The sequence below is a fragment of the Rahnella sp. AN3-3W3 genome (assembly GCF_003263545.1).
In the GTDB taxonomy this organism is placed as follows: Bacteria; Pseudomonadota; Gammaproteobacteria; order Enterobacterales; family Enterobacteriaceae; genus Rahnella; species Rahnella variigena.
Genome location: NZ_JYDG01000010.1, coordinates 75,854 through 94,859 on the forward strand (window position 1 = coordinate 75,854; position 19,006 = coordinate 94,859).

At 53.6% G+C, this 19,006-nt stretch carries 25 protein-coding genes; 24 read left to right on the forward strand and 1 reads right to left on the reverse strand.

Annotated features, from left to right (window positions below):
• Window positions 1-95 precede the first annotated feature (95 nt).
• The 11 genes from UC15_RS04495 (at window position 96) to UC15_RS04540 (ending at window position 5,748) form a co-directional block, all read left to right on the forward strand.
• Window positions 96-941 (forward strand): GPO family capsid scaffolding protein, encoded by an 846-nt coding sequence (locus tag UC15_RS04495; RefSeq protein ID WP_112287320.1) that lies wholly within the window; start codon window positions 96-98, stop codon window positions 939-941.
• A gap of 43 nt (window positions 942-984) precedes the next feature.
• A complete protein-coding gene (locus tag UC15_RS04500) occupies window positions 985-2,085 on the forward strand; it encodes a phage major capsid protein, P2 family (RefSeq protein WP_112287321.1) in 1,101 nt (366 codons plus the stop codon).
• Between the two features lie 3 nt (window positions 2,086-2,088).
• Complete coding sequence (gpM, locus tag UC15_RS04505) at window positions 2,089-2,835, forward strand: phage terminase small subunit (RefSeq protein WP_112287322.1); 747 nt, start codon at window positions 2,089-2,091, stop codon at window positions 2,833-2,835.
• 95 nt (window positions 2,836-2,930) lie between these two features.
• Window positions 2,931-3,425 (forward strand): head completion/stabilization protein, encoded by a 495-nt coding sequence (locus tag UC15_RS04510; protein ID WP_112287323.1) that lies wholly within the window; start codon window positions 2,931-2,933, stop codon window positions 3,423-3,425.
• Window positions 3,425-3,628, forward strand: coding sequence for a tail protein X (locus UC15_RS04515; protein WP_112287324.1), 204 nt, complete (start codon window positions 3,425-3,427; stop codon window positions 3,626-3,628). The genes UC15_RS04510 and UC15_RS04515 overlap by 1 nt, the downstream gene beginning before the upstream one ends.
• Before the next feature lie 2 nt (window positions 3,629-3,630).
• Window positions 3,631-3,840 carry a holin gene (locus tag UC15_RS04520; RefSeq protein ID WP_112287325.1) on the forward strand — a complete coding sequence of 70 codons (210 nt, stop codon included), beginning with the start codon at window positions 3,631-3,633 and terminating at the stop codon, window positions 3,838-3,840.
• Window positions 3,824-4,333 (forward strand): lysozyme, encoded by a 510-nt coding sequence (locus UC15_RS04525; RefSeq protein ID WP_112287326.1) that lies wholly within the window; start codon window positions 3,824-3,826, stop codon window positions 4,331-4,333. Before UC15_RS04520 ends, UC15_RS04525 begins: the two co-directional genes overlap by 17 nt.
• Window positions 4,330-4,752, forward strand: a complete 423-nt coding sequence (lysB, locus tag UC15_RS04530) for an Rz-like lysis system protein LysB (RefSeq protein ID WP_112287327.1) — start codon at window positions 4,330-4,332, stop codon at window positions 4,750-4,752. Before UC15_RS04525 ends, lysB begins: the two co-directional genes overlap by 4 nt.
• Window positions 4,634-4,879, forward strand: a complete 246-nt coding sequence (gene lysC, locus UC15_RS25900; protein ID WP_232829811.1) for an Rz1-like lysis system protein LysC — start codon at window positions 4,634-4,636, stop codon at window positions 4,877-4,879. The genes lysB and lysC overlap by 119 nt, the downstream gene beginning before the upstream one ends.
• Window positions 4,842-5,309 carry a phage tail protein gene (locus tag UC15_RS04535; RefSeq protein WP_112287328.1) on the forward strand — a complete coding sequence of 156 codons (468 nt, stop codon included), beginning with the start codon at window positions 4,842-4,844 and terminating at the stop codon, window positions 5,307-5,309. Before lysC ends, UC15_RS04535 begins: the two co-directional genes overlap by 38 nt.
• Window positions 5,302-5,748 (forward strand): phage virion morphogenesis protein, encoded by a 447-nt coding sequence (locus tag UC15_RS04540; protein ID WP_112287329.1) that lies wholly within the window; start codon window positions 5,302-5,304, stop codon window positions 5,746-5,748. The genes UC15_RS04535 and UC15_RS04540 overlap by 8 nt, the downstream gene beginning before the upstream one ends.
• A 44-nt stretch (window positions 5,749-5,792) precedes the next feature.
• On the opposite strand, the gene UC15_RS04545 is transcribed toward UC15_RS04540, so the two are convergent.
• Entirely contained in the window at window positions 5,793-6,788 is a 996-nt protein-coding gene (locus UC15_RS04545; RefSeq protein ID WP_112287330.1) for a hypothetical protein, read from the reverse strand.
• Between the two features lie 111 nt (window positions 6,789-6,899).
• Here UC15_RS04545 and UC15_RS04550 point away from each other — a divergent pair, with 111 nt between their 5' ends.
• From UC15_RS04550 to UC15_RS04610, 13 genes are all read left to right on the forward strand, one after another.
• On the forward strand, window positions 6,900-7,541 hold the full coding sequence (locus UC15_RS04550; RefSeq protein WP_112287400.1) for a phage baseplate assembly protein V: 642 nt from the start codon (window positions 6,900-6,902) through the stop codon (window positions 7,539-7,541).
• Between the two features lie 17 nt (window positions 7,542-7,558).
• Window positions 7,559-7,909 (forward strand): GPW/gp25 family protein, encoded by a 351-nt coding sequence (locus UC15_RS04555; protein ID WP_112287331.1) that lies wholly within the window; start codon window positions 7,559-7,561, stop codon window positions 7,907-7,909.
• A gap of 4 nt (window positions 7,910-7,913) precedes the next feature.
• Window positions 7,914-8,822 (forward strand): baseplate J/gp47 family protein, encoded by a 909-nt coding sequence (locus tag UC15_RS04560; RefSeq protein WP_112287332.1) that lies wholly within the window; start codon window positions 7,914-7,916, stop codon window positions 8,820-8,822.
• Window positions 8,815-9,345, forward strand: a complete 531-nt coding sequence (locus UC15_RS04565; protein WP_112287333.1) for a phage tail protein I — start codon at window positions 8,815-8,817, stop codon at window positions 9,343-9,345. The genes UC15_RS04560 and UC15_RS04565 overlap by 8 nt, the downstream gene beginning before the upstream one ends.
• A 14-nt stretch (window positions 9,346-9,359) precedes the next feature.
• The gene (locus tag UC15_RS25905) at window positions 9,360-11,963 is read left to right on the forward strand and encodes a phage tail protein (RefSeq protein WP_232829812.1); all 2,604 of its coding nucleotides are present in this window, start codon (window positions 9,360-9,362) and stop codon (window positions 11,961-11,963) included.
• Between the two features lie 12 nt (window positions 11,964-11,975).
• On the forward strand, window positions 11,976-12,491 hold the full coding sequence (locus UC15_RS04575; protein WP_112287334.1) for a tail fiber assembly protein: 516 nt from the start codon (window positions 11,976-11,978) through the stop codon (window positions 12,489-12,491).
• A gap of 123 nt (window positions 12,492-12,614) precedes the next feature.
• Complete coding sequence (locus tag UC15_RS04580) at window positions 12,615-13,802, forward strand: phage tail sheath protein (protein ID WP_112287335.1); 1,188 nt, start codon at window positions 12,615-12,617, stop codon at window positions 13,800-13,802.
• A gap of 11 nt (window positions 13,803-13,813) precedes the next feature.
• On the forward strand, window positions 13,814-14,332 hold the full coding sequence (locus tag UC15_RS04585) for a phage major tail tube protein (RefSeq protein ID WP_112287336.1): 519 nt from the start codon (window positions 13,814-13,816) through the stop codon (window positions 14,330-14,332).
• Between the two features lie 57 nt (window positions 14,333-14,389).
• On the forward strand, window positions 14,390-14,692 hold the full coding sequence (locus UC15_RS04590) for a phage tail assembly protein (protein ID WP_112287337.1): 303 nt from the start codon (window positions 14,390-14,392) through the stop codon (window positions 14,690-14,692).
• 32 nt (window positions 14,693-14,724) lie between these two features.
• Complete coding sequence (locus tag UC15_RS04595) at window positions 14,725-14,844, forward strand: GpE family phage tail protein (RefSeq protein WP_198659659.1); 120 nt, start codon at window positions 14,725-14,727, stop codon at window positions 14,842-14,844.
• On the forward strand, window positions 14,837-17,302 hold the full coding sequence (locus UC15_RS04600; RefSeq protein WP_112287338.1) for a phage tail tape measure protein: 2,466 nt from the start codon (window positions 14,837-14,839) through the stop codon (window positions 17,300-17,302). The genes UC15_RS04595 and UC15_RS04600 overlap by 8 nt, the downstream gene beginning before the upstream one ends.
• A 12-nt stretch (window positions 17,303-17,314) precedes the next feature.
• Window positions 17,315-17,779, forward strand: a complete 465-nt coding sequence (locus UC15_RS04605) for a phage tail protein (RefSeq protein ID WP_112287339.1) — start codon at window positions 17,315-17,317, stop codon at window positions 17,777-17,779.
• Window positions 17,776-18,939 (forward strand): phage late control D family protein, encoded by a 1,164-nt coding sequence (locus UC15_RS04610; protein WP_112287340.1) that lies wholly within the window; start codon window positions 17,776-17,778, stop codon window positions 18,937-18,939. Before UC15_RS04605 ends, UC15_RS04610 begins: the two co-directional genes overlap by 4 nt.
• Window positions 18,940-19,006 lie beyond the last annotated feature (67 nt).

Here is a 19,006-nt window from a genome sequence, read left to right on the forward strand (position 1 = left end):
TGTGTAATGGATCGTCAGACGGCCACCGCTGGCCGTTCAGGCGTCAGGTCGGGAAACTAGCCCCGAACCTAACTCCCACTCAGGACATCTGAACAATGGCAAAGAAAGTATCGAAATGGTTTCGAATCGGCGTTGAGGGTGATACCTGCGACGGCCGCAATATTGAGGCAAGCGACATTCAGCAAATGGCCGCAGCGTTTGATCCGCGCGTCTACGGTTGCCGCATCAATCTGGAGCACATCAGAGGCTTATTACCCAGCGGTGACTTTAAGCGCCTGGGTGATGTCGTCGAACTGAAAGGCGAGAAAATTGATGATGACTCAGCCCTGAAAGGTAAGTGGGCACTGTTTGCCAAAATCACCCCGACTGACGAGCTGGCCGCAATGGTCAAAGCGGGGCAGAAAATTTACACCTCCATGGAAATTCGCCCGAATTTCGCCAACAGCGGTAAAGCCTATCTGGTCGGTCTGGCCGTGACTGATGACCCCGCCAGCCTTGGAACGGAAATGCTCGAATTCAGCGCCCGCGCTAAGGTCAACCCGTTCGCCGGTAAGAAAGACCAGCCGGATGATTTGTTCTCCGTGGCCACCATTGCCGAGCTGGATTTCGAAGACCTGCCCGACAACCTGCTTACCAGCCTGACGGAAAAGATCAAAGGGATGTTCAGCACTAAACAGACCAGCGATGACGCCCGTTTTTCTGACGTGCAGGGCGCGATCACGGTCGTAGCCGAGGAATTACAAACCGCCGGTGAAACCACCGCAAAACGCTTCTCTGAACTGGAGCAGGAAATTACCTCGCTGAAAGGGCAGGTGAAAACCAGCGATGCGGCGCTTAGCTCGTTAAAAACCTCCCTCGACAGCACCGAAAGTTTCAAACAACCGAAACGCCCGGTCTCTCCGGGTGGCAACGGTGAAAGCACCTTTTTGACGAACTGCTAACCGGCGGCGTTCCCCTTTATTCCTGATAAACAGTGAGAGAAACATGCGTAAGAACACCCGTTTTAAATTTAATGCCTACCTGTCCCGTCTGGCCGAGCTGAACGGCGTTGATGTGGAGGATTTGAGTAAAAAATTCAGCGTTGAACCCTCCGTGACGCAGACGCTTATCACCACCGTGCAGGAGTCCTCTGAATTTCTGAGTCGCATCAATATGGTGCCGGTGGATGAGCAGGAAGGTGAAAAAATCGGCCTTGGCGTGACCGGGTCTATTGCCAGTACCACGGATACCGACGGTGGCAGCGAGCGTAAAACCGCAGATTTTCAGGCGCTGGCTTCACGCAAATATAAGTGTGAGCAGGTCAATTTCGATTTCCATATCCGTTACAACACTCTCGATTTGTGGGCGCGTTATCAGGACTTCCAGACCCGTCTGCGCGATGCAATCGCTAAACGTCAGGCACTGGATTACATCATGGCCGGTTTCAACGGCGTAAGCCGCGCGGAAACGTCCGACCGCAGCAAGTTCCAGATGTTGCAGGACGTGACTGTCGGCTGGCTGCAAAAGATGCGTAACGAAGCCGCCGAGCGTGTGATGGATAAAATCACTGACGACGACGGCGCAATTGTCTCTGCCACTGTGCGAATCGGTAAGAACGGTCATTTCGAAAATATTGACGCTGCTGTCATGAATGCCACCGATTTTCTGCTGGATGCATGGCATTCAGAAGATCCCGGACTGGTAGTGATCTGCGGTCGCAAAATGCTTTCCGATAAGTATTTTCCGCTGATTAATAAGTCGCAGGAAAACAGCGAAATGCTGGCTGGTGACATTATTGTCAGCCAGAAACGCATCGGTAATTTGCCTGCGGTGCGTGTGCCTTACTTCCCGGACAATGCCCTGCTGATCACCCGTCTGGATAACCTGTCTATCTACATCATGGACAGCTCACACCGTCGCCATATCGAAGAAGTAGCGCGCCGTGACCGCATCGAAAACTACGAGTCCCTGAAAATTGACTTTGTGGTCGAAGACTACGGTTGCGCGGCTATGATTGAAAACATCGAGCTCGGCGATTTCAGCCCTGCAAAAAACGAACCGGCCTCATCACCGGTGACCGAAACCCAACCTGAAACCGAGGCATAACCCATGCTGAGTCCCGCACAGCGTCACATGATGCGGGTCTCTGCTGAAAAAGCCTCATCGCAGCGGGTCAGTGATCCGCTGCGTTCGGCACTGCCCTACGGTCAGATGCTGATGAAGCTGCGCGGAGACCGCCAGATACTTAAATCTATTTATTCCGTTGAAGACAAAGCCCGACGCAAGCGCGACATGTTGCCAGCCTATGCGCCGTGGATTGCTGGTGTGCTGGCCAGCGATGCCGGAAATCAGGATGACGTCCTGATGACGATGTTGCAGTGGTCACTCGATGCCGGGGACATTCGCGGCACGTTCGACATGGCGCGCTATGCGCTAAAACACGGTCTCAATGTGCCGAATAACAAGCGCCCGACGCCGTATTTATTTGCCGAAGATGTTGCGCTGGCCGCGATGCGCGCCCGCAGTGCCGGGCAGGCCGTCAGCGTTGATGACCTGCTGACCGTTATTGATATGACCCTCCCGCACGACATGCCGGATCCAGTGCGCGCCAAGCTGCACAAAATTACCGGTCTGGTACTGCGCGACAACGGCCAGCCCGAACAGGCGCTTATTCAGCTAAAACGCGCGATGCAGCTTGATAACGTCGCTGGTGTGAAAAAAGACATAGAGCAACTGGAGAGGGCGCTGCGGCCAGCGGTGGTGGTGGCGAAGCCTGATGCTGCCCCGCGCAAAACCAAGCCTAAAGCCACTCCGGCTAAGCGTGGTCGCCCGCGTAAGACAAAGCCCAGTTGTTAACAGAAAGCGCCCCGCGCCGGACGGCACGCAGGCCGATGCAGGTTTTCACCTCGTCTGACGCCTGCGTCCACCGTCCCCCTATTTGAGGTTTAAACATGGATATTGTCATGACCGCACCAGCGGCGAGCTCCACCGTAGTGATCCCACCAGAGCAGGCGGTCATTCCCGTTATCACCAATACGTTCTTTTTCCCGGACGTTGACCCAAAACTGGTGAGCGAACGTATCCGCCTCGGTCACGTCGTGACGGATGAAAGACTGCGCGCCGCGATTAAGTCCGCAATGGCCGAGGTCAACGCCGAGCTTTATCTCTTCCGGGAGGTGCAGATCGAGGCAGGATTTAAAACGCTGGCGGATGTGCCCGCTGAAGCGCTCGACGGGGAAAGCGTGAAGTGTTTCCACTACCTGAGCGCAGTCTGTGCGATGACCACCGCCGTGATTTATGAGCGTTACCGCAGCTATGACGCCAGCGCGAAGGGTGACAAAAAGGCCGATGCGCTGGAGGTGTCGGTGGATGACCAGTGGCGTGACATGCGCTGGCATTTGTCCCGGTTACAGGGGCAGGCGCGCGGCATGGTGAGCCAGCTCTGATGAAAGTCATCGCACAGCAGGGCGACACGCTCGACGCCCTGTGTTTTCGCTACTACGGGCGAACCGGGGGCGTCGTTGAGACGGTACTGATCGCGAATCCCGGTCTGGCTGAATTAGGCGAAGTCCTGCCGCACGGTACCACCGTGATTTTGCCAGACGTTGATACCGCCTCCACTTCTGAAACCGTCCAGCTATGGGACTGACGATGGAAAAAATATCTTCAATGTTTGCCTATGGGCTCGCGGCATTGCTGGCTTTTATCGGCGCGCTGACGCCGCAGGATTTCGCCTTTCTGGTGGGTGCTGCGGTGGCCGTGGGGACGTTTTTCGTTAACTGGTACTACCGGCGTAAAAGCTACAAGTTGCTGGAGCGTAACGGCCTGAATCAGAGGGTTTTCGATGAGCTCAATCGTTAAACGTTGCAGTGTGGCCGTCGTGTTGGCGCTGGCCACGCTGATGCCTGATTACCGGTTTGTCAAAACCTCCGCCGAGGGTCTGGCCATTATTGCCAACCTTGAAGGGTGCCGCCTGAATCCGTACCAGTGCAGTGCTGGAGTCTGGACGTCAGGTATTGGTCACACTGCGGGGGTGAAGCCCGCGCAGAACATTACGGAGCAGGACGCCGCCCGTAATCTGATCGCTGACATCATCATGACGGAGCGCGCCGTGGATAAATGCATGCCGGTGACCATGCCGCAGCCGGTGTATGACGCCGTGATCAGTCTGGCGTTTAACATCGGCACGGGGGCAGCGTGTAAATCCACGCTGGCCTATTTCATCAGGCACGGTGAATGGTCACAAGCCTGCCAGCAACTCCCCCGCTGGGTGTACGTCAATGGCGTGTGGAATAAGGGACTCAACAACCGTCGGGCGGTTGAACTGAAACAGTGCATGAAGGGGGTGCCATGAAATACATCATCACGGTGTTAGTGCTGACGCTCGCGGTTGCGCTCTTTGCGTGGCGGGGAGCAAATCAGAAAGTAGCAGCTGCCAATCAGCACATTCAGCAATTAAAAACGACGCTGGAAGCCAGCGCGCTGGCCATCAGTGAGCTGAAAGCCAGCGGTCAGCGTAATGAGCTCGCACTGGTTGTGCTCCGTCAGCAGGTTAATGCGGCGGGTGCGCTGGCCGCGCGTCGGAATCAGACAATTACGAGGTTACTCAATGAAAATGAAGCACTGCGCGGCTGGTTTCAGTCTCCTTTGCCTGATGACATTATCCGGCTGCACACCCGCCCCGCGTTCGATAAACCCGGAGATTATTTACGTTGGCTGTCCGAAAGTCAGCAGTTGTCCGATGCCGGGAAACACCCCGAAAACGAACGGTGATTTAAGCGAAGATAATCGCCAACTGGAGAGCGCGCTGGTGAATTGTGCGCTGCAAGTCGAGACCGTTAAACAGTGTCAGGAGTCCCACGATGTTGAAGCCCGCCAGCCTGAAAAACGCGATCTTTAAGTCCGTTCCGTTGCTGCGTGATAACCCGGACATGCTGCACATGTTTGTTGATGGCGGCACGATTAATGCCACGCTGGCCACGTCGTTATCGTTTGAGAACCGCTACACGCTGGATATTGTCGTCACGGATTACTCCGGGGATTTAAACCTGCTGATTGTGCCGGTTAACGTGTGGCTGCGTGAGCATCAGCCGGACATCATGACAACAGAGGAAGGGAAAAAACGCGGCTTCACCTACGTAGCAGATATTAATAACGACGACAGCAAAGACGTGCGCATGAGCCTACAACTGACCGAGCGCACCATCGTCAAAGAGGCTGAACGTAGGCTAACGGTTACGCCTCTGGATGAGCCCCCGTTACCGGTGCCGGTCAATCGACCAATGGAGCTGTATGTGCATGGCGAGCTTGTGAGTAAATGGGATGAATGAGCTCAAGCCCTTTGACGATAAGCTCGCCGGATTGCTGGCAAGCCTGTCCCCCGCTGGCCGTCGTAAGATGGCCGCTGAAATAGCCAAAAAGCTGCGAGCTAGCCAGCAGCAGCGCATCAAGCAACAAAAGGCACCGGACGGTACGCCCTACGCTAAGCGAAAGCGTCAGCCGGTCAGAGGTAAAAAGGGCAGGGTAAAGCGGGAAATGTTCGCCAAGCTGCGCACAGCTCGATACCTCAAGACGAAAAGCAGCAGTGAGGCTGCGGTGGCCGAATTTGCGGCGAGGGTGCAGAGGATCGCGCAGATACATCAGGAAGGATTACGGGATAAGCCGAACCGTTATAGCAAGCCAGTACAATACAGTGCGCGCCCATTATTGGGGTTTAGTCCGGATGATTGTATTATTATTGAGGATATAATTTTTTCATGTTTAGGTTAAAGGTATAACTAATATTTCCCTTTAACCTTCAGTATGTTTGTGTTTTATGAACCAACGTCGTTAATCGGGATTAACTCCACTCTTCTGGTTGTGTTGAGTTTTAATTTGTAGCAATCATTATCGTTTTTTCTAATGTAAAAGTCATGACTATCTTGTTTATTGCACGACGTATAAACGTTCGCGTCTAGAAAAAGAAAATAAGATTTGTTATTTTCTATAAACGTAAGGGATGTTACACCAATAAAGATAAGTGAGATAGCAACTGAAAGAAACGTCATGCTCCTAATTATCTCATTAATGCCGAACTTCGCTCTGGAACGTGGGAATATTATTGGTAATAACTGGTAAATAACTAAGGTCATTAGTAAGAAAATTAGTTGTTGCATAGTGCTAGAGTTGGAGGCAATCTTTTTGAAAAAATAAGCCCCTAAGCCTATGGAAAGTAGTGATGAAAAAAACAGCGCCAACAAGGATATCTTTCTAACATAAATGTACGCATAGACAGCAAGACCGAAAAATAGTGCTGTTATGGGTAAAGTGAGGAAAACCGCATAGCCAATAATTGAATAATTTAAATTTTCAGGCGTGATTTTATAATCAATATTAAAGGTCCATCTTGCAAGCAGTAAACAGCATGTGTAAATCAATGCTGTTACTATCCATTTTATGACTCCATGGCTCAGTACTATTTTTATCTCATCTTTATATCTACTGTATCCGTATGCAAGCAAGGTGATAGAGCAAAGCATGGAAATAATGATTATCCCTCTGTTTGCAAAATAGATGGTACCGTTAGAAATTAAATAATAAACGGCTATTAGATAGGTGATGGATACTAAATCTAGGGTCTCTTGATTGTCATAGAAAATCTTGGTTTTCTTTATTGTGTTTTGTATCGCTGTCGGAATGATGTCAAGTAGAGCAAGCAAGAATTTCCCTGATAATTGAAGGAGTAATATAAATAATTTAATGATTGTATACCTAATAATGTTTAAAAAATTGATGGGGCGTGATGGCGAATGATTTCTGAAGAATTTCATGAACAGTTCCTTTGAGTTAGAAATTTTGGTGTTTATATAGCATTGTTGTGCAGGCTGTCAAATAACGACTCCTAATTGCTGTTAAATATCTTTAACGTCATTCTCTCCCCCATGAATATACACGAAACTCTCTCCGAACTTTCCCGCGCGATGCGCGACATTATCCGAATCGGTGTGGTCGCAGAAGTCGATACCGAGCTGGCTCTTTGCCGCATCCAGACGGGTGAAATTCTTACTGACTGGTTGCACTGGATGACGTCCCGCGCTGGTGGTTCGCGGACTTGGTGGGCTCCCTCCGTGGGTGAGCAGGTTCTGCTTTTATCTCTGGGTGGCGAGCTCGATACCGGGTTTGTTTTGCCGGGTATTTACAGCGATGACTTTCCCACGCCGTCCGTATCCGCAGAGGCGTATCACGTCAGCTTTTCTGACGGCGCTCAATTTCAATATGAACCGGCCAGCGGTGCGCTGACGGTGAGTGGCATTCAGACCGCTGATGTATCCGCCACAAAATCTATTCAGGCTACCGCCCCCAATGTGACGGTGACGGCCAGCGGGAAAATCACGCTCGATACGCCGGAGGTGGTGTGTACCAACAAGCTGACCACCGGCTCATTAGAGGTGAAAAAAGGCGGTGCGATGAAAGGCAATATTGCGCACAGCGGCGGCGCGTTTACCTCCAACGGTGTGCAGGTAGATACCCACACACACGGCGGCGTCCAGACCGGTGGCGGAAACACCGGTAAACCGAATTGATAGCTGAGGTTTTGACAATGACTAACGCGAAATATCTCGGCATGTCACGCCAGTCAGGGCGCGCGGTTGAAGACATGGCGCATATCAATCAGTCAGTCAGTGACATCTTGCGAACGCCGATAGGTTCGCGGGTTATGCGTCGTGATTACGGTTCGCTGCTTTCCGCGTTGACCGACCAGCCACAAAACGCGGCGTTACGTTTGCAAATCATGGCGGCGTGTTATTCGTCGATCCTCCGCTGGGAGCCCCGCGTCAGCCTGACCGGCATCACTTTTGAAACCACTTATACCGGGGAAATGGTGGTCAACATTACCGGCAACCGTAATGATTCTCCCGGCGGTTTTTCTTCTTCCATCTCACTGAGTTAATACTATGGCCACGATTGATTTAAGCCTGCTCCCCGCGCCGGATGTGGTCGAGGGGTTGGACTATGAAACCTTGCTGGAAGAACGCAAAGCCACGTTGCTGTCACTGTATGACGAGAGTGAACGGGAGGCCGTCGCCCGCACCTTGGCGCTGGAATCTGAGCCTATCGTCAAACTGTTGCAGGAGAATGCTTACCGCGAGGTGATTTTGCGTCAGCGTGTCAACGAGGCGGCGCGCGCCAATATGCTGGCCTACGCCACCGGCGCTGACCTCGACCAGCTCGGCGCAAACTATAACGTTGCGCGGCTGGTTATCACGGAGGCTGATGATACGGTGCTGCCGCCGGTTGCCGAGGTACTGGAAAGTGACAGTGATTTTCGTGTGCGTATTCAGCAGGCTTTCGAGGGTCTGAGCGTGGCCGGTTCAACGGGCGCTTATCAGTTCCATGGCCGCAGTGCTGACGGTCGGGTTGCGGATGTGTCAGTGATTAGCCCGGAACCTGCCAGCGTGACTATTTCTGTGCTTTCGCGTGAGGGTGACGGCACGGCCAGCGCGGAGCTTATCGCGATTGTGAATAAAGCGCTTAACGCTGAAGACGTGCGCCCGGTGGCTGACCGCGTGACGGTGCAGTCAGCGAAGGTTGTCCCTTATCAGATTACCGCCAAGCTCTATGTTTATCCGGGGCCGGAATTAGAACCCGTCAGACTGGCCGCAGCCGATAAGCTTAACGCTTACACGCTGGCACAGCACCGGCTGGGGCGTGATATTCGTCTCTCGGCTATCTATGCCGCGCTGCATGTTGAAGGTGTTCAACGTGTCGAGCTCACGCAGCCGCTGGCCGATATCGTACTGGATGACACGCAGGCGTCATATTGCACTGAGTCCTCCATCACTATCGGGGGCACCGATGAGTAATGTGCGCCTGTTACCTGTGGGTTCTTCTCCGCTGGAGGTTGCCGCCGCTGCGGCGTGCGCCGAGCTGACCGCTGTCCCGGTGCCGTTGCGTGATTTATGGAACCCACAGACCTGTCCGGCGAAGTTTTTGCCTTATCTGGCGTGGGCTTTTTCAGTTGACCGGTGGGACGAAAGCTGGCCGGAGGCAACAAAACGCGGCGTTATCCAGTCAGCTTATTTCATCCATACCCATAAAGGCACCATCAGCGCAATCCGCCGGGTGGTTGAGCCGCTGGGGTACGTCATCAATATTTCCGAGTGGTGGGAAACCAACAGCCCGCCCGGCACGTTTCGCCTCGATATTGGCGTGCTGGAAAGCGGCATTACCGAAGAAATGTATCAGGAAATGGAGCGACTCATTGCGGACGCCAAACCCGCCAGTCGCCACCTTGAGACGCTGACCATTATTCAGGATATCCCCGGCCATATTTTTGTCGGCGCGCTTTCTTACGACGGCGACGTCATCACCGTTTATCCGGCCTAAGCAGAGGAAAACTCATGGCGACTTATAAAGCATTACTGACTACCGCCGGAGCGGCCAAAATTGCCGCCGCCACGGCCGGTGGAACGCAGGTCAAAATCACACGTATGGCCGTTGGTGATGGGGGCGGAAAACTCCCGAGGCCTGACCCAAAACAAACGAAACTTGTTAATGAGGTTTACCGCGCTAATCTCAACCGCCTAAGCATCGATGCCAAAAACAGTAATTATCTGGTGGCCGAGCTGGTGATCCAGCCTGACGTCGGCGGTTTCTGGATGCGTGAAATGGGCTTATACGATGCTGACGGCGTGCTGATTGCTGTCAGCAATATGGCCGAAAGCTATAAACCGCAACTGGCCGAAGGGTCAGGCAGATTACAAACGCTGCGTATGGTGCTCATCGTCAGTGAAATTGAGTCTATCGCGTTGAGCATTGACGGCTCTACGGTGATGGCCACGAAAGACTATGTTGACGATAAGCTGGCCGCACATGAAAAATCCCGTAACCATCCTGACGGCACGCTGACGGCAAAAGGTTTTGTGCAGCTTAACAGCTCGGTTAGCAGTACCAGCGAAACGCTGGCGGCGACGCCAAAGGCGGTGAAAACGGCCAATGACAACGCCAATACCCGCGTTCCCGCCACCCGCAAGGTAAACAATAAAGCACTGAGTGCTGATATCACGCTGACGTCTGAGGACGTCGGGGCAATGAGCAATCTGATGCTGGCAACGGACACGACGAAGGTTAAGCGTCTGGATGACCCGTCCATTATTGACGTCACGAACCCCATCAGTATTTCTGCCACGTTTGAAGACCATCCTTTGGGCGCCTCCTATGTCGTTGCCGGTCAGTTGCATAACTGGCGGCGTTACTGGGCTGCGGGTGCGGCGGCCTATCAACGACTGATTAACAACGATGGGCAAATTTTTGAGCGCATAGGCTCATACACTGCCGCCGCTGGTTGGAAATGGTATTTAGGAGACAGTGCCTACCCATTCGGCTGGAGGAAAGTATTTGATTCAGGAAGCATGACACTTGCCGATTTAACACGTCTCGGCGTCGCTCAGTCCGGTAACAATGCCGACATTACCAGCATGAGCAAACTGACCAGCATTGCTTCCAGTGTGAAAATGGGGATGAATCTGGAGGTCGCAAGCACCATTCAGGCGAACTACCGCGTCGGTATAATGCGCGCAGGCGATTATGAAGCCTATATGTCATTTACCAGCCGGACAGGGAAGGTATCGGCTGAGAATTTACCTTCCACCTTAACCTCAATGGGGAATGTCTATTTTCGTGTGCCTAACACGTTAACAGATACTGACCCCCATGCGGGGCGTGCGCTGGGTGGCATTTCCTCGGCTATTTATCCCGCCGGTGAGGGGGTTATGCGGATGGATGCTCGCGATGAAACGGGCACTATTAAAGCGCGCATTGTCTGCGATGGTCAGACCGACAGTGTTCAAATTGCTAACGGCGTTTTACGGCCTGAATCAGGTATTACCCTTTCCTCAACGAATGCGAATTCAGTGATCCGCGGGCGGAATGATGCCGTCATTCTGCGCGACCACAACAACGGTAATGTCACGTTATCTGCCAGCGTCAAGGATGCCGGTTCCGGCGTCGGCGGCACGTTATATCTGGGATATAACCGGGACACTGCCAACATCTACACCTCTGCCGTTTCCGTTGATTCTCCATTAACGGTGAATGCCAAAATGGTGGCTGAACAAGCGGCGACGTTCTCCGATTCGATTACAGTCAAGGGCGAGGTGGCATTTACAAAAGGCGGCAGTGTTGGTTATCTCGAAGGGGCTAATCATTACGCTACCAAAGCGGGGGCGTGGGAAGGTGCGGGAGGCTTTTCTAGCCAATATACACAACCAAATGCTCCTTTTATCGTCCCTTACGGATACAGGGCTCCAAAGGATGTGAGTTCATATGCCCCAATTGCCAAAGGGGTAATTCAAACCACCAGTTATGGCTATGGTACTGCTGTCAGTTTTGGTGCATACACAAGCGGTGGTAAAAAGTTTGCCAGCGCCGCTATACATGCAATCGGGGACAGCGGAGTCACTCAGGCGTGGTTATTCGATCCTACCGATGGAAGTTTTAGCTGTCCCGGTTCTATTAATGGCGGCAATATTTATTCATCACTGGGAATATATGAGCAAGGGCAGCGCGTTTATAGCCCTAACTACAGACCAACACCCGAAGCGATAAATGCCATCGCGCGTGATACGTGTTCTACCGCGGGTTTTGTGTCAGCAAATGCCAATGATCCTTATATGCGTCATTCGACCAGCAACGCTGTCGTTATTCTGTCTACGCGTGATCAGTTGAATAACGAAATAGCAGCCTCTCGAAATTGGGCGAATGCCGATTTACGCAATGATATCTACAACTGGTGCCGTCAGAGTTTTGTGACAGCCGTCAGATTAGGTAGTGAGCGCGTTCAGGCATCAACAAATGACAGTGGCGGCGTGGTTAGCTTAGGGGGCGGTGAACTATTCACGGGTGCCGCCGGTGTCGGAGGTTCCGACTTCAACAGAGCACAATGGCGGGTCAGGCAGCTTCAATATTTTATCAATGGGCAGTGGGTTGCGGCAGGTTCTATCTAAGGAAATATAAAAATGATTATTATGAAAAACTTCACCGCGAAAAAAGTTGAAATCAATGGAATGCTCATCGGGATGGCCACAGACGAAACCGGCGCTGATTGGTATGAATCTCAAAAGAACTTTGCAGACGATACTTTAAAAATCATATTCAATTCTGATGGTGTGATTGTTTCGATGAGTAATGATGTTTCGTCTCTTTGGCCTGCGGGTAATTCAGTTGCTGAGATAGCTCCCGATGCGGTGCCGGATAACCTAGATATTAATGGCGGATGGGCTTTCGACGGAAAGAAAATTATAGCGCGAGAATATACGACAGCGGAACTGGTTGAACTGGCGAAAAATAAGCGTGATGCATTAATGGCGGTGGCAACTGCGGCCATTGCTCCGCTGCAAGATGCTGTTGATATTGCTGATGCAAGCGACGACGAACAGGAAAGTCTGACTGTCTGGAAAAAGTATCGAGTCTCGCTGAATCGACTCGATTTATCTCTGGCTCCAGATATTGATTGGCCTTTGTTACCTGAATAAATCATTGCCCCGAAAGGGGCTTTTTTTTCGCCTGTTGTACTGACTCCCTCCCAACGCTCATCCCTCGCCCTGACTCCCGTTAAACAACAAAATTACCTTGCCTATTTTAACGGAGTTAAGCCGATGAGTGATTTTCACCACGGCGTGCAGGTCGTCGAAATCAACGACGGAACGCGCGTCATTACCACCGTATCCACGGCCATCATTGGCATGGTCTGCACGGCCAACGATGCTGACGAAAAAGTTTTTCCTCTTAACACACCGGTGTTAATCACCGATGTGATCGCAGCGCAGGGCAAGGCGGGGAAAACCGGCACGCTGTTACCGGCGCTGACGGCCATTGGCGACCAGTGCAAGCCGGTCACCGTTGTGGTGCGCGTGGCGGAATCAGAAAACGAAGACGAGGAAGCCGCCGCCGCCGAAACCCTCTCTAACATCATCGGCGGGGCTGATGAAAATGGCCAGTACACCGGCATGAAAGCATTGCTCACCGCCGAAGCGGCCACCGGTGTTAAGCCGCGCATTCTCGGCGTGCCGGGGCTGGATCCGCAGGCAGTTGCTACGGCGCTGGCCACGGTTTGTCAGTCGCTGCGCGCTTTCGGCTATATCAGCGCGTGGGAATGCAAAACTATCTCTGATGCGATTAAGTACCGGGATAATTTCAGCCAGCGTGAACTGATGCTTATCTGGCCTGATTTTATTTCATGGGACACCAAACTAAACGCCAGCTCTACCGCGTACGCCACGGCGCGCGCGTTAGGTCTGCGCGCCAAAATAGACCAAGACACCGGCTGGCATAAAACCCTGTCTAACGTTGGCGTTAACGGCGTGACCGGTATCAGCGCCTCGGTGTTTTGGGATTTGCAGGCATCCGGCACCGATGCTGACCTGCTCAATGAGGCCGGTGTCACGACGCTGGTGCGTAAAGACGGCTTCCGCTTTTGGGGTAACCGCACCTGTTCTGATGACCCGCTTTTCCTGTTTGAGAACTACACCCGCACCGCGCAGGTGCTGGCTGACACGATGGCCGAAGCGCATATGTGGGCGGTGGATAAACCGATGACCGCCTCGCTTATCCGCGACATCATCGACGGCATCAACGCCAAATTCCGTGAGCTCAAATCGAATGGCTACATCATTGACGGCACCTGCTGGTTTGATGAATCGGCCAACGATAAAGACACCCTGAAAGCCGGGAAACTTTATATCGATTATGACTACACGCCGGTGCCGCCGCTGGAGAGCCTGACCCTGCGTCAGCGCATCACGGACACCTACCTCGTTAATCTGGCCGCATCCGTTAACAGCTAAGGGCAATCACAATGGCACTTCCTCGCAAACTGAAATACCTCAACCTGTTTAACGACGGCCTGAGCTACATGGGCGTGGTGCAGTCTGTCACGCTGCCCAAGCTGACCCGCAAGCTTGAGAACTATCGCGGCGGCGGTATGAACGGCTCCGCGCCGGTGGATTTTGGGCTGGACGACGACGCGCTGACCGTTGAGTGGTCAATGGGCGGGCTCCCGGATGAAACCCTGTGGGCGCAGTATGCCGCCGCCGGTGCGGCGGATGTGCCGCTGCGATTTGCCGGGTCATTCCAGCGCGACGACACCGGCGATACTTCCGCCGTGGAAATCGTCATGCGTGGTCGTCATAAAGAAATCGACACCGGCGACATGAAGCAGGGCGAAGACACCGAAAGCAAAATCACCACGCAGTGTACGTATTACAAGCTGGTGATTGACGGTAATACGCTGATTGAAATCGACACCGTGAACATGGTCGAAATCGTCAACGGCACCGACATGCTGGAAAAACACCGCCGCAATATCGGCCTGTAATCACCGCGTGGCCGGTAACCGCTGGCCACGCCCATAACCTGATGTGGAGATAATCTTATGAGCAATAAAGACCTGACTACCGCCGACGAAAACACCAATGTCGTGATGCTGGATAAACCCCTCAAGCGCGGCGAAACCCTGATTGATTCGGTGACGGTTATCCGTCCCACTGCCGGAGCATTGCGCGGCGTCGGTCTGGCTGACGTGGCTAATGCGCAGGTTGATGCGCTGCTGGTGGTGCTGCCGCGCATCACCTACCCGAGCCTGACAAAAGAAGAGTGCAACGCGCTGGATCTGCCAGACCTTGTGGCGCTGGCGGGCAAGGTGATTGGTTTTTTATCGCCGAATTCGGAACACTGACGTTCCCGCCCCACTTTGGGGTAGATGACCTGATGGCTGACGTGGCGGTGGTCTTTCACTGGCCACCGTCAGAGCTCTATCCGATGAGCCCCGCCGAGCTCGCACAATGGCGCGCAAAGGCAATCGAACGAAGTGGACACGCCAATGAGTAACGTTAAGTTGCAGGTTCTGCTCAAGGCCGTTGACCAGGCAAGTCGCCCGTTTAAATCCATCCAGACAGCGAGTAAATCGCTGTCCGGGGATATCCGAAATACCCAAAACTCCCTCAAATCCCTGAACGCCCAAGCCGGGCGTATTGAGGGATTTCGTAAAACGAGCGGTCAGCTTGCCGTTACCGGCCAGTCTCTCAAGAATGCAAAACAGGAAGCCGCCGCGCTGGCTGTCCAGTTTAAAAACACCACCAACCCGACGCGGGCGCAGGCCAAGGCGCTGGAAGATGCGAAGCGCGCCGCGTCTGACCTGCAAATTAAATACAACGGACTGCGGCAATCGGTGCAGCGTCAGCGTCAGGAACTGGCGCAGGCCGGTATCAATACGCGCACGCTGTCAGCCGATGAGCGCCGCCTGAAAACCTCAGTCAGTGAGACCACGGCACAGCTCAACCGCCAGCGCGATGCGCTTGCCCGCGTCAGTGCGCAGCAGGCCAGACTCGGTGCGGTAAAAAAACGCTATGACTCCGGCAAGCAGTTAGCCGCCGGTGCGCGCGGGGCGGGCATGGCTGGCGTCGGTGTGGCCGCCGCCGGGCTGTATGGGGAAGCCCGGTTTATCGCGCCGGGCATTGGTTTTGATAAACAGATGTCAGGCACGCAGGCCATTCTTGGTCTTGATAAAGGCGATGAGAAACTCGGACAAATTCGTAAGCAGGCGCGTGATATCGGTGCGACAACGGCGTTTTCACCGGGCGACGTTGCCCGTACGCAGACCACGCTTGCCCGCTCGGGCTATGACGCCGATTCAGTGCTGGCCGCAACGGGATCCACGGTTAACCTGAGCCTTGCGGCGGATGTGGATATCGCCGAAGCCGCCGACATCATCACCAATATGCAATCGGCGTTTAACCTGCCGACCACAGAAATTCAGCGCGTAGCAGACGTAATGACCAAGGGGTTTACCTCGTCAAATACCGGGCTGATTGAGCTTGGCGAAGCGATGAAATACGTCGCGCCCATTGCAGAGGCGGCGGGTGCCAGCATCGAAGACACGACGGCCATGCTCGGCGTGATGGCAGATAACGGCATTAAGGGGTCGATGGCCGGTACAGGAGCAAGTGCTATTTTCAGCCGTCTGCAAGCTCCCGTTGGTCAGGCTCCGGCGGCGCTTAATGAGCTGGGTATTAAAACCCGAGACGCAAAAGGCAACATGCTGCCGGTGGTGGGGATCCTCCAGTCGATTGACCGGTCTTTTAAAAAGAACAAACTCGGCACCGCGCAGCAGGCTGAATACCTGAAAGTTATTTTTGGTGAAGAGGCCATGAAGGGCGCGGTTAAGCTGGTGGCCGCTGCGGGGAACGGCAACCTTGCTGAGAAGCAAGGGGCGATTAAAAACTCTGCCGGTACCACGGAACGTATCGCCAAAGTCCAGACCGACAACCTCGACGGGGATTTAAAAAACCTCGCCTCGGCATGGGAAGATTTACAGATTGAGGTGTTCGAGAAACAGGATAAGACCCTGCGCCGCCTGACCACCTCGGCTACCAACTGGTTAGGGAAAATCGGGGCATGGACAAAAGCCAATCCAGAGCTGACGAAAACACTTTTTGCTGTGGCCTCCGGTGCGCTGGCCATCATCGGCGTACTGGGCGGAATTGGTCTTATCGCGTGGCCGGTGATAGCGGGCATTAATGCGATTATCGCCGTCGCCGGTACGCTCGGGGTGATATTCAGCACGGCGGGAACGGCCATTGTCACTGCGCTGGGTGCAATAACATGGCCAGTGCTGGCCGTCGGCGCGCTGTTCGTCGCTGCGGCTCTGCTTATCCGTAAATACTGGGAACCTATCAGCGCCTTTTTCTCCGGTGTAGTTGAGGGTTTGGGCGTTGCCTTTGAGCCTATCAAAGAGCTTTTTGCGCCGCTCAAGCCGGTATTTGACGGCTTGGGGCAGATGCTTAAAAAAACATGGCAGTGGTTCAAGGATTTAATTGCGCCGGTGAAATCCACGCAGGAAACGCTGGAAAGTTGCAAAAATGCCGGGGTGCTGTTTGGTCAGGCCGTGGCTAATGCGCTCACTGCACCTTTGCAGGTATTCAACAAACTGCGTCGCGGCGTTGACTGGTTGCTGGAAAAGCTCGGGCTTATCAAGGGTGAGTCTGAGGATATCGACAAAGCCGCTGATAAGGCGGAGCAGCGAGCTAAATCAGAGGGCGGTAATTCAGAGGCCGCAAGTTCAGAGCCGTACCAGCCGCCGGGAGGTAATTTTGGATTCAGTTACGGCTACGTGCCGGTGTCGGCGGGTGGTGGGCGTTCTTATACCGACAACAGCAAAAACAGTTATCAGATTTCCGTCGGTGCCGGTATGGGCGCACAGGATACCAGCCGTCAGGTGATGGATGCGCTGGAAGCCCGTGAACGCCAGCGCCGTGCAGATTTACGCTCACGGCTGGGTTATGACTAAGGAGATATTCGTATGATGTTAACGCTCGGATTATTTGTGTTTCAGCTTCAGACCGTCCCTTATCAGAGCCTGCAACGCAATGTTGATTACCGCTGGCCGTCAAACAGCCGTGTTGGGCAGCGTCCCGCGCTGCAATTTCTCGGTGTGAATGAGGAAAAAATTACCCTGTCAGGGGTGCTAATGCCGGAAATCACCGGCGGACGCATGTCACTGCTGGTACTTAACCAGATGGCGGATGAAGGCAAGGCGTGGCCACTGCTGGAGGGCTCCGGCACTATTTATGGCATGTTTGTTGTGGAAAGCCTCAGTGAAACCCGCAGTGAATTCTTTGCCGATGGCAGCGCGCGAAGCATTGAATTTACGCTAACGCTCACCCGCGTGGATGAGACCCTGACCTCCATGTTTGGTGACTTGCAGGCGCAGGCTGAAGGATTGCTGAATAAAGCCAGCTCGGCGGTGCAGGGGGTATGGTCATGATCACGGGTATGACACTCGATGCCGGGGCGAAACTGGCTCCGGCGTTTATGCTGACGCAGGCGGGGAATGACATCACGAAAGATATCAGCGCCCGGCTGTTATCTCTGACGCTCACGGATAACAGGGGGTTTGATGCTGACCAGCTCGACATTGAGCTCGATGACAGCGACGGTCTGGTGGAAATGCCTGCGCGCGGCGCGGTGCTCTCCCTGTTCTTAGGCTGGCAGGGTGCGGCGCTGCTGGGTAAGGGGAAATTTACGGTTGATGAAGTTGAACACCGTGGCGCGCCGGATACGCTGACCATCCGGGCGCGCAGTGCTGACTTTCGCGGCACCCTGAACTCACGGCGGGAAATGTCTTACCACGACACTACGCTCGGTCAGGTGGTGGAGCAGATCGCCGCGCGCAATAAGCTGACGGCCAGCGTAGCCACGCAGTTAAACGCCATCAGTATTCCGCATATCGATCAGTCTCAGGAATCTGACGCCAAGTTTTTAACCCGTCTGGCCACGCGCAACGGGGCTGATGTTTCGGTGAAAGCCGGTAAGTTACTTTTTCTTAAAGCAGGAAGCGGAACTACCGCCAGCGGTAAACCTATACCAACCATGACGATTGAACGCGCCGACGGTGACCGGCATCAGTTTGCCATTGCTGACCGGGGCGCTTACACCGGCGTTACGGCCAAATGGTTACATACCAAAGACCCTAAGCCGAAAAAGCAAAAGGTCAAAATCAAGCGAAAGCCCAAGTTTAAGCAATTGCGCGCACTGCAACATCCCAAAGCGAAGCCGGTTAAAGCCAAGGCATCGGCAGTCAAAACACCCGAAGCCAAAGAAGGTGAATACATGGCCGGTGAAGCGGATAACGTGTTTGCGCTGACCACCATCTATGCCAGCAAAGCGCAGGCCATGCGCGCAGCGGCGGCAAAGTGGGATAAGTTGCAGCGCGGGGTGGCGGAATTCTCCATTAATCTGGCCATGGGGCGTGCGGATTTATATCCCGAAACGCCGGTGCAGGTTAAAGGGTTTAAGCGCGTCATAGACGACCAGTCATGGATTATCACTAAGGTGGTTCACTCACTTAGCAATGGTGGCTACACGACGTCCTTAGACCTTGAGGTAAGGCTTTCGGATGTGGAGTTTGACACGCAGGAAGAATGATGATTTGACTGGTTAACTTTTTGTTTTAATGGAATTTTTCGGTTAAAATAAACGCATCTTAAAGTGA

Excerpts from the sequence above, each read along its gene's own strand:
- UC15_RS04495 (WP_112287320.1), top strand. The coding sequence starts at position 96 with ATGGCAAAGAAAGTATCGAAATGGTTTCGAATCGGCGTTGAGGGTGAT.
- UC15_RS04500 (WP_112287321.1), top strand. The coding sequence starts at position 985 with ATGCGTAAGAACACCCGTTTTAAATTTAATGCCTACCTGTCCCGTCTG.
- gpM (WP_112287322.1), top strand. The coding sequence starts at position 2,089 with ATGCTGAGTCCCGCACAGCGTCACATGATGCGGGTCTCTGCTGAAAAA.
- UC15_RS04510 (WP_112287323.1), top strand. The coding sequence starts at position 2,931 with ATGGATATTGTCATGACCGCACCAGCGGCGAGCTCCACCGTAGTGATC.
- UC15_RS04515 (WP_112287324.1), top strand. The coding sequence starts at position 3,425 with ATGAAAGTCATCGCACAGCAGGGCGACACGCTCGACGCCCTGTGTTTT.
- UC15_RS04520 (WP_112287325.1), top strand. The coding sequence starts at position 3,631 with ATGGAAAAAATATCTTCAATGTTTGCCTATGGGCTCGCGGCATTGCTG.
- UC15_RS04525 (WP_112287326.1), top strand. The coding sequence starts at position 3,824 with ATGAGCTCAATCGTTAAACGTTGCAGTGTGGCCGTCGTGTTGGCGCTG.
- lysB (WP_112287327.1), top strand. The coding sequence starts at position 4,330 with ATGAAATACATCATCACGGTGTTAGTGCTGACGCTCGCGGTTGCGCTC.
- lysC (WP_232829811.1), top strand. The coding sequence starts at position 4,634 with ATGACATTATCCGGCTGCACACCCGCCCCGCGTTCGATAAACCCGGAG.
- UC15_RS04535 (WP_112287328.1), top strand. The coding sequence starts at position 4,842 with ATGTTGAAGCCCGCCAGCCTGAAAAACGCGATCTTTAAGTCCGTTCCG.
- UC15_RS04540 (WP_112287329.1), top strand. The coding sequence starts at position 5,302 with ATGAATGAGCTCAAGCCCTTTGACGATAAGCTCGCCGGATTGCTGGCA.
- UC15_RS04545 (WP_112287330.1), bottom strand. The coding sequence starts at position 6,788 with ATGAAATTCTTCAGAAATCATTCGCCATCACGCCCCATCAATTTTTTA.
- UC15_RS04550 (WP_112287400.1), top strand. The coding sequence starts at position 6,900 with ATGAATATACACGAAACTCTCTCCGAACTTTCCCGCGCGATGCGCGAC.
- UC15_RS04555 (WP_112287331.1), top strand. The coding sequence starts at position 7,559 with ATGACTAACGCGAAATATCTCGGCATGTCACGCCAGTCAGGGCGCGCG.
- UC15_RS04560 (WP_112287332.1), top strand. The coding sequence starts at position 7,914 with ATGGCCACGATTGATTTAAGCCTGCTCCCCGCGCCGGATGTGGTCGAG.
- UC15_RS04565 (WP_112287333.1), top strand. The coding sequence starts at position 8,815 with ATGAGTAATGTGCGCCTGTTACCTGTGGGTTCTTCTCCGCTGGAGGTT.
- UC15_RS25905 (WP_232829812.1), top strand. The coding sequence starts at position 9,360 with ATGGCGACTTATAAAGCATTACTGACTACCGCCGGAGCGGCCAAAATT.
- UC15_RS04575 (WP_112287334.1), top strand. The coding sequence starts at position 11,976 with ATGATTATTATGAAAAACTTCACCGCGAAAAAAGTTGAAATCAATGGA.
- UC15_RS04580 (WP_112287335.1), top strand. The coding sequence starts at position 12,615 with ATGAGTGATTTTCACCACGGCGTGCAGGTCGTCGAAATCAACGACGGA.
- UC15_RS04585 (WP_112287336.1), top strand. The coding sequence starts at position 13,814 with ATGGCACTTCCTCGCAAACTGAAATACCTCAACCTGTTTAACGACGGC.
- UC15_RS04590 (WP_112287337.1), top strand. The coding sequence starts at position 14,390 with ATGAGCAATAAAGACCTGACTACCGCCGACGAAAACACCAATGTCGTG.
- UC15_RS04595 (WP_198659659.1), top strand. The coding sequence starts at position 14,725 with ATGGCTGACGTGGCGGTGGTCTTTCACTGGCCACCGTCAGAGCTCTAT.
- UC15_RS04600 (WP_112287338.1), top strand. The coding sequence starts at position 14,837 with ATGAGTAACGTTAAGTTGCAGGTTCTGCTCAAGGCCGTTGACCAGGCA.
- UC15_RS04605 (WP_112287339.1), top strand. The coding sequence starts at position 17,315 with ATGATGTTAACGCTCGGATTATTTGTGTTTCAGCTTCAGACCGTCCCT.
- UC15_RS04610 (WP_112287340.1), top strand. The coding sequence starts at position 17,776 with ATGATCACGGGTATGACACTCGATGCCGGGGCGAAACTGGCTCCGGCG.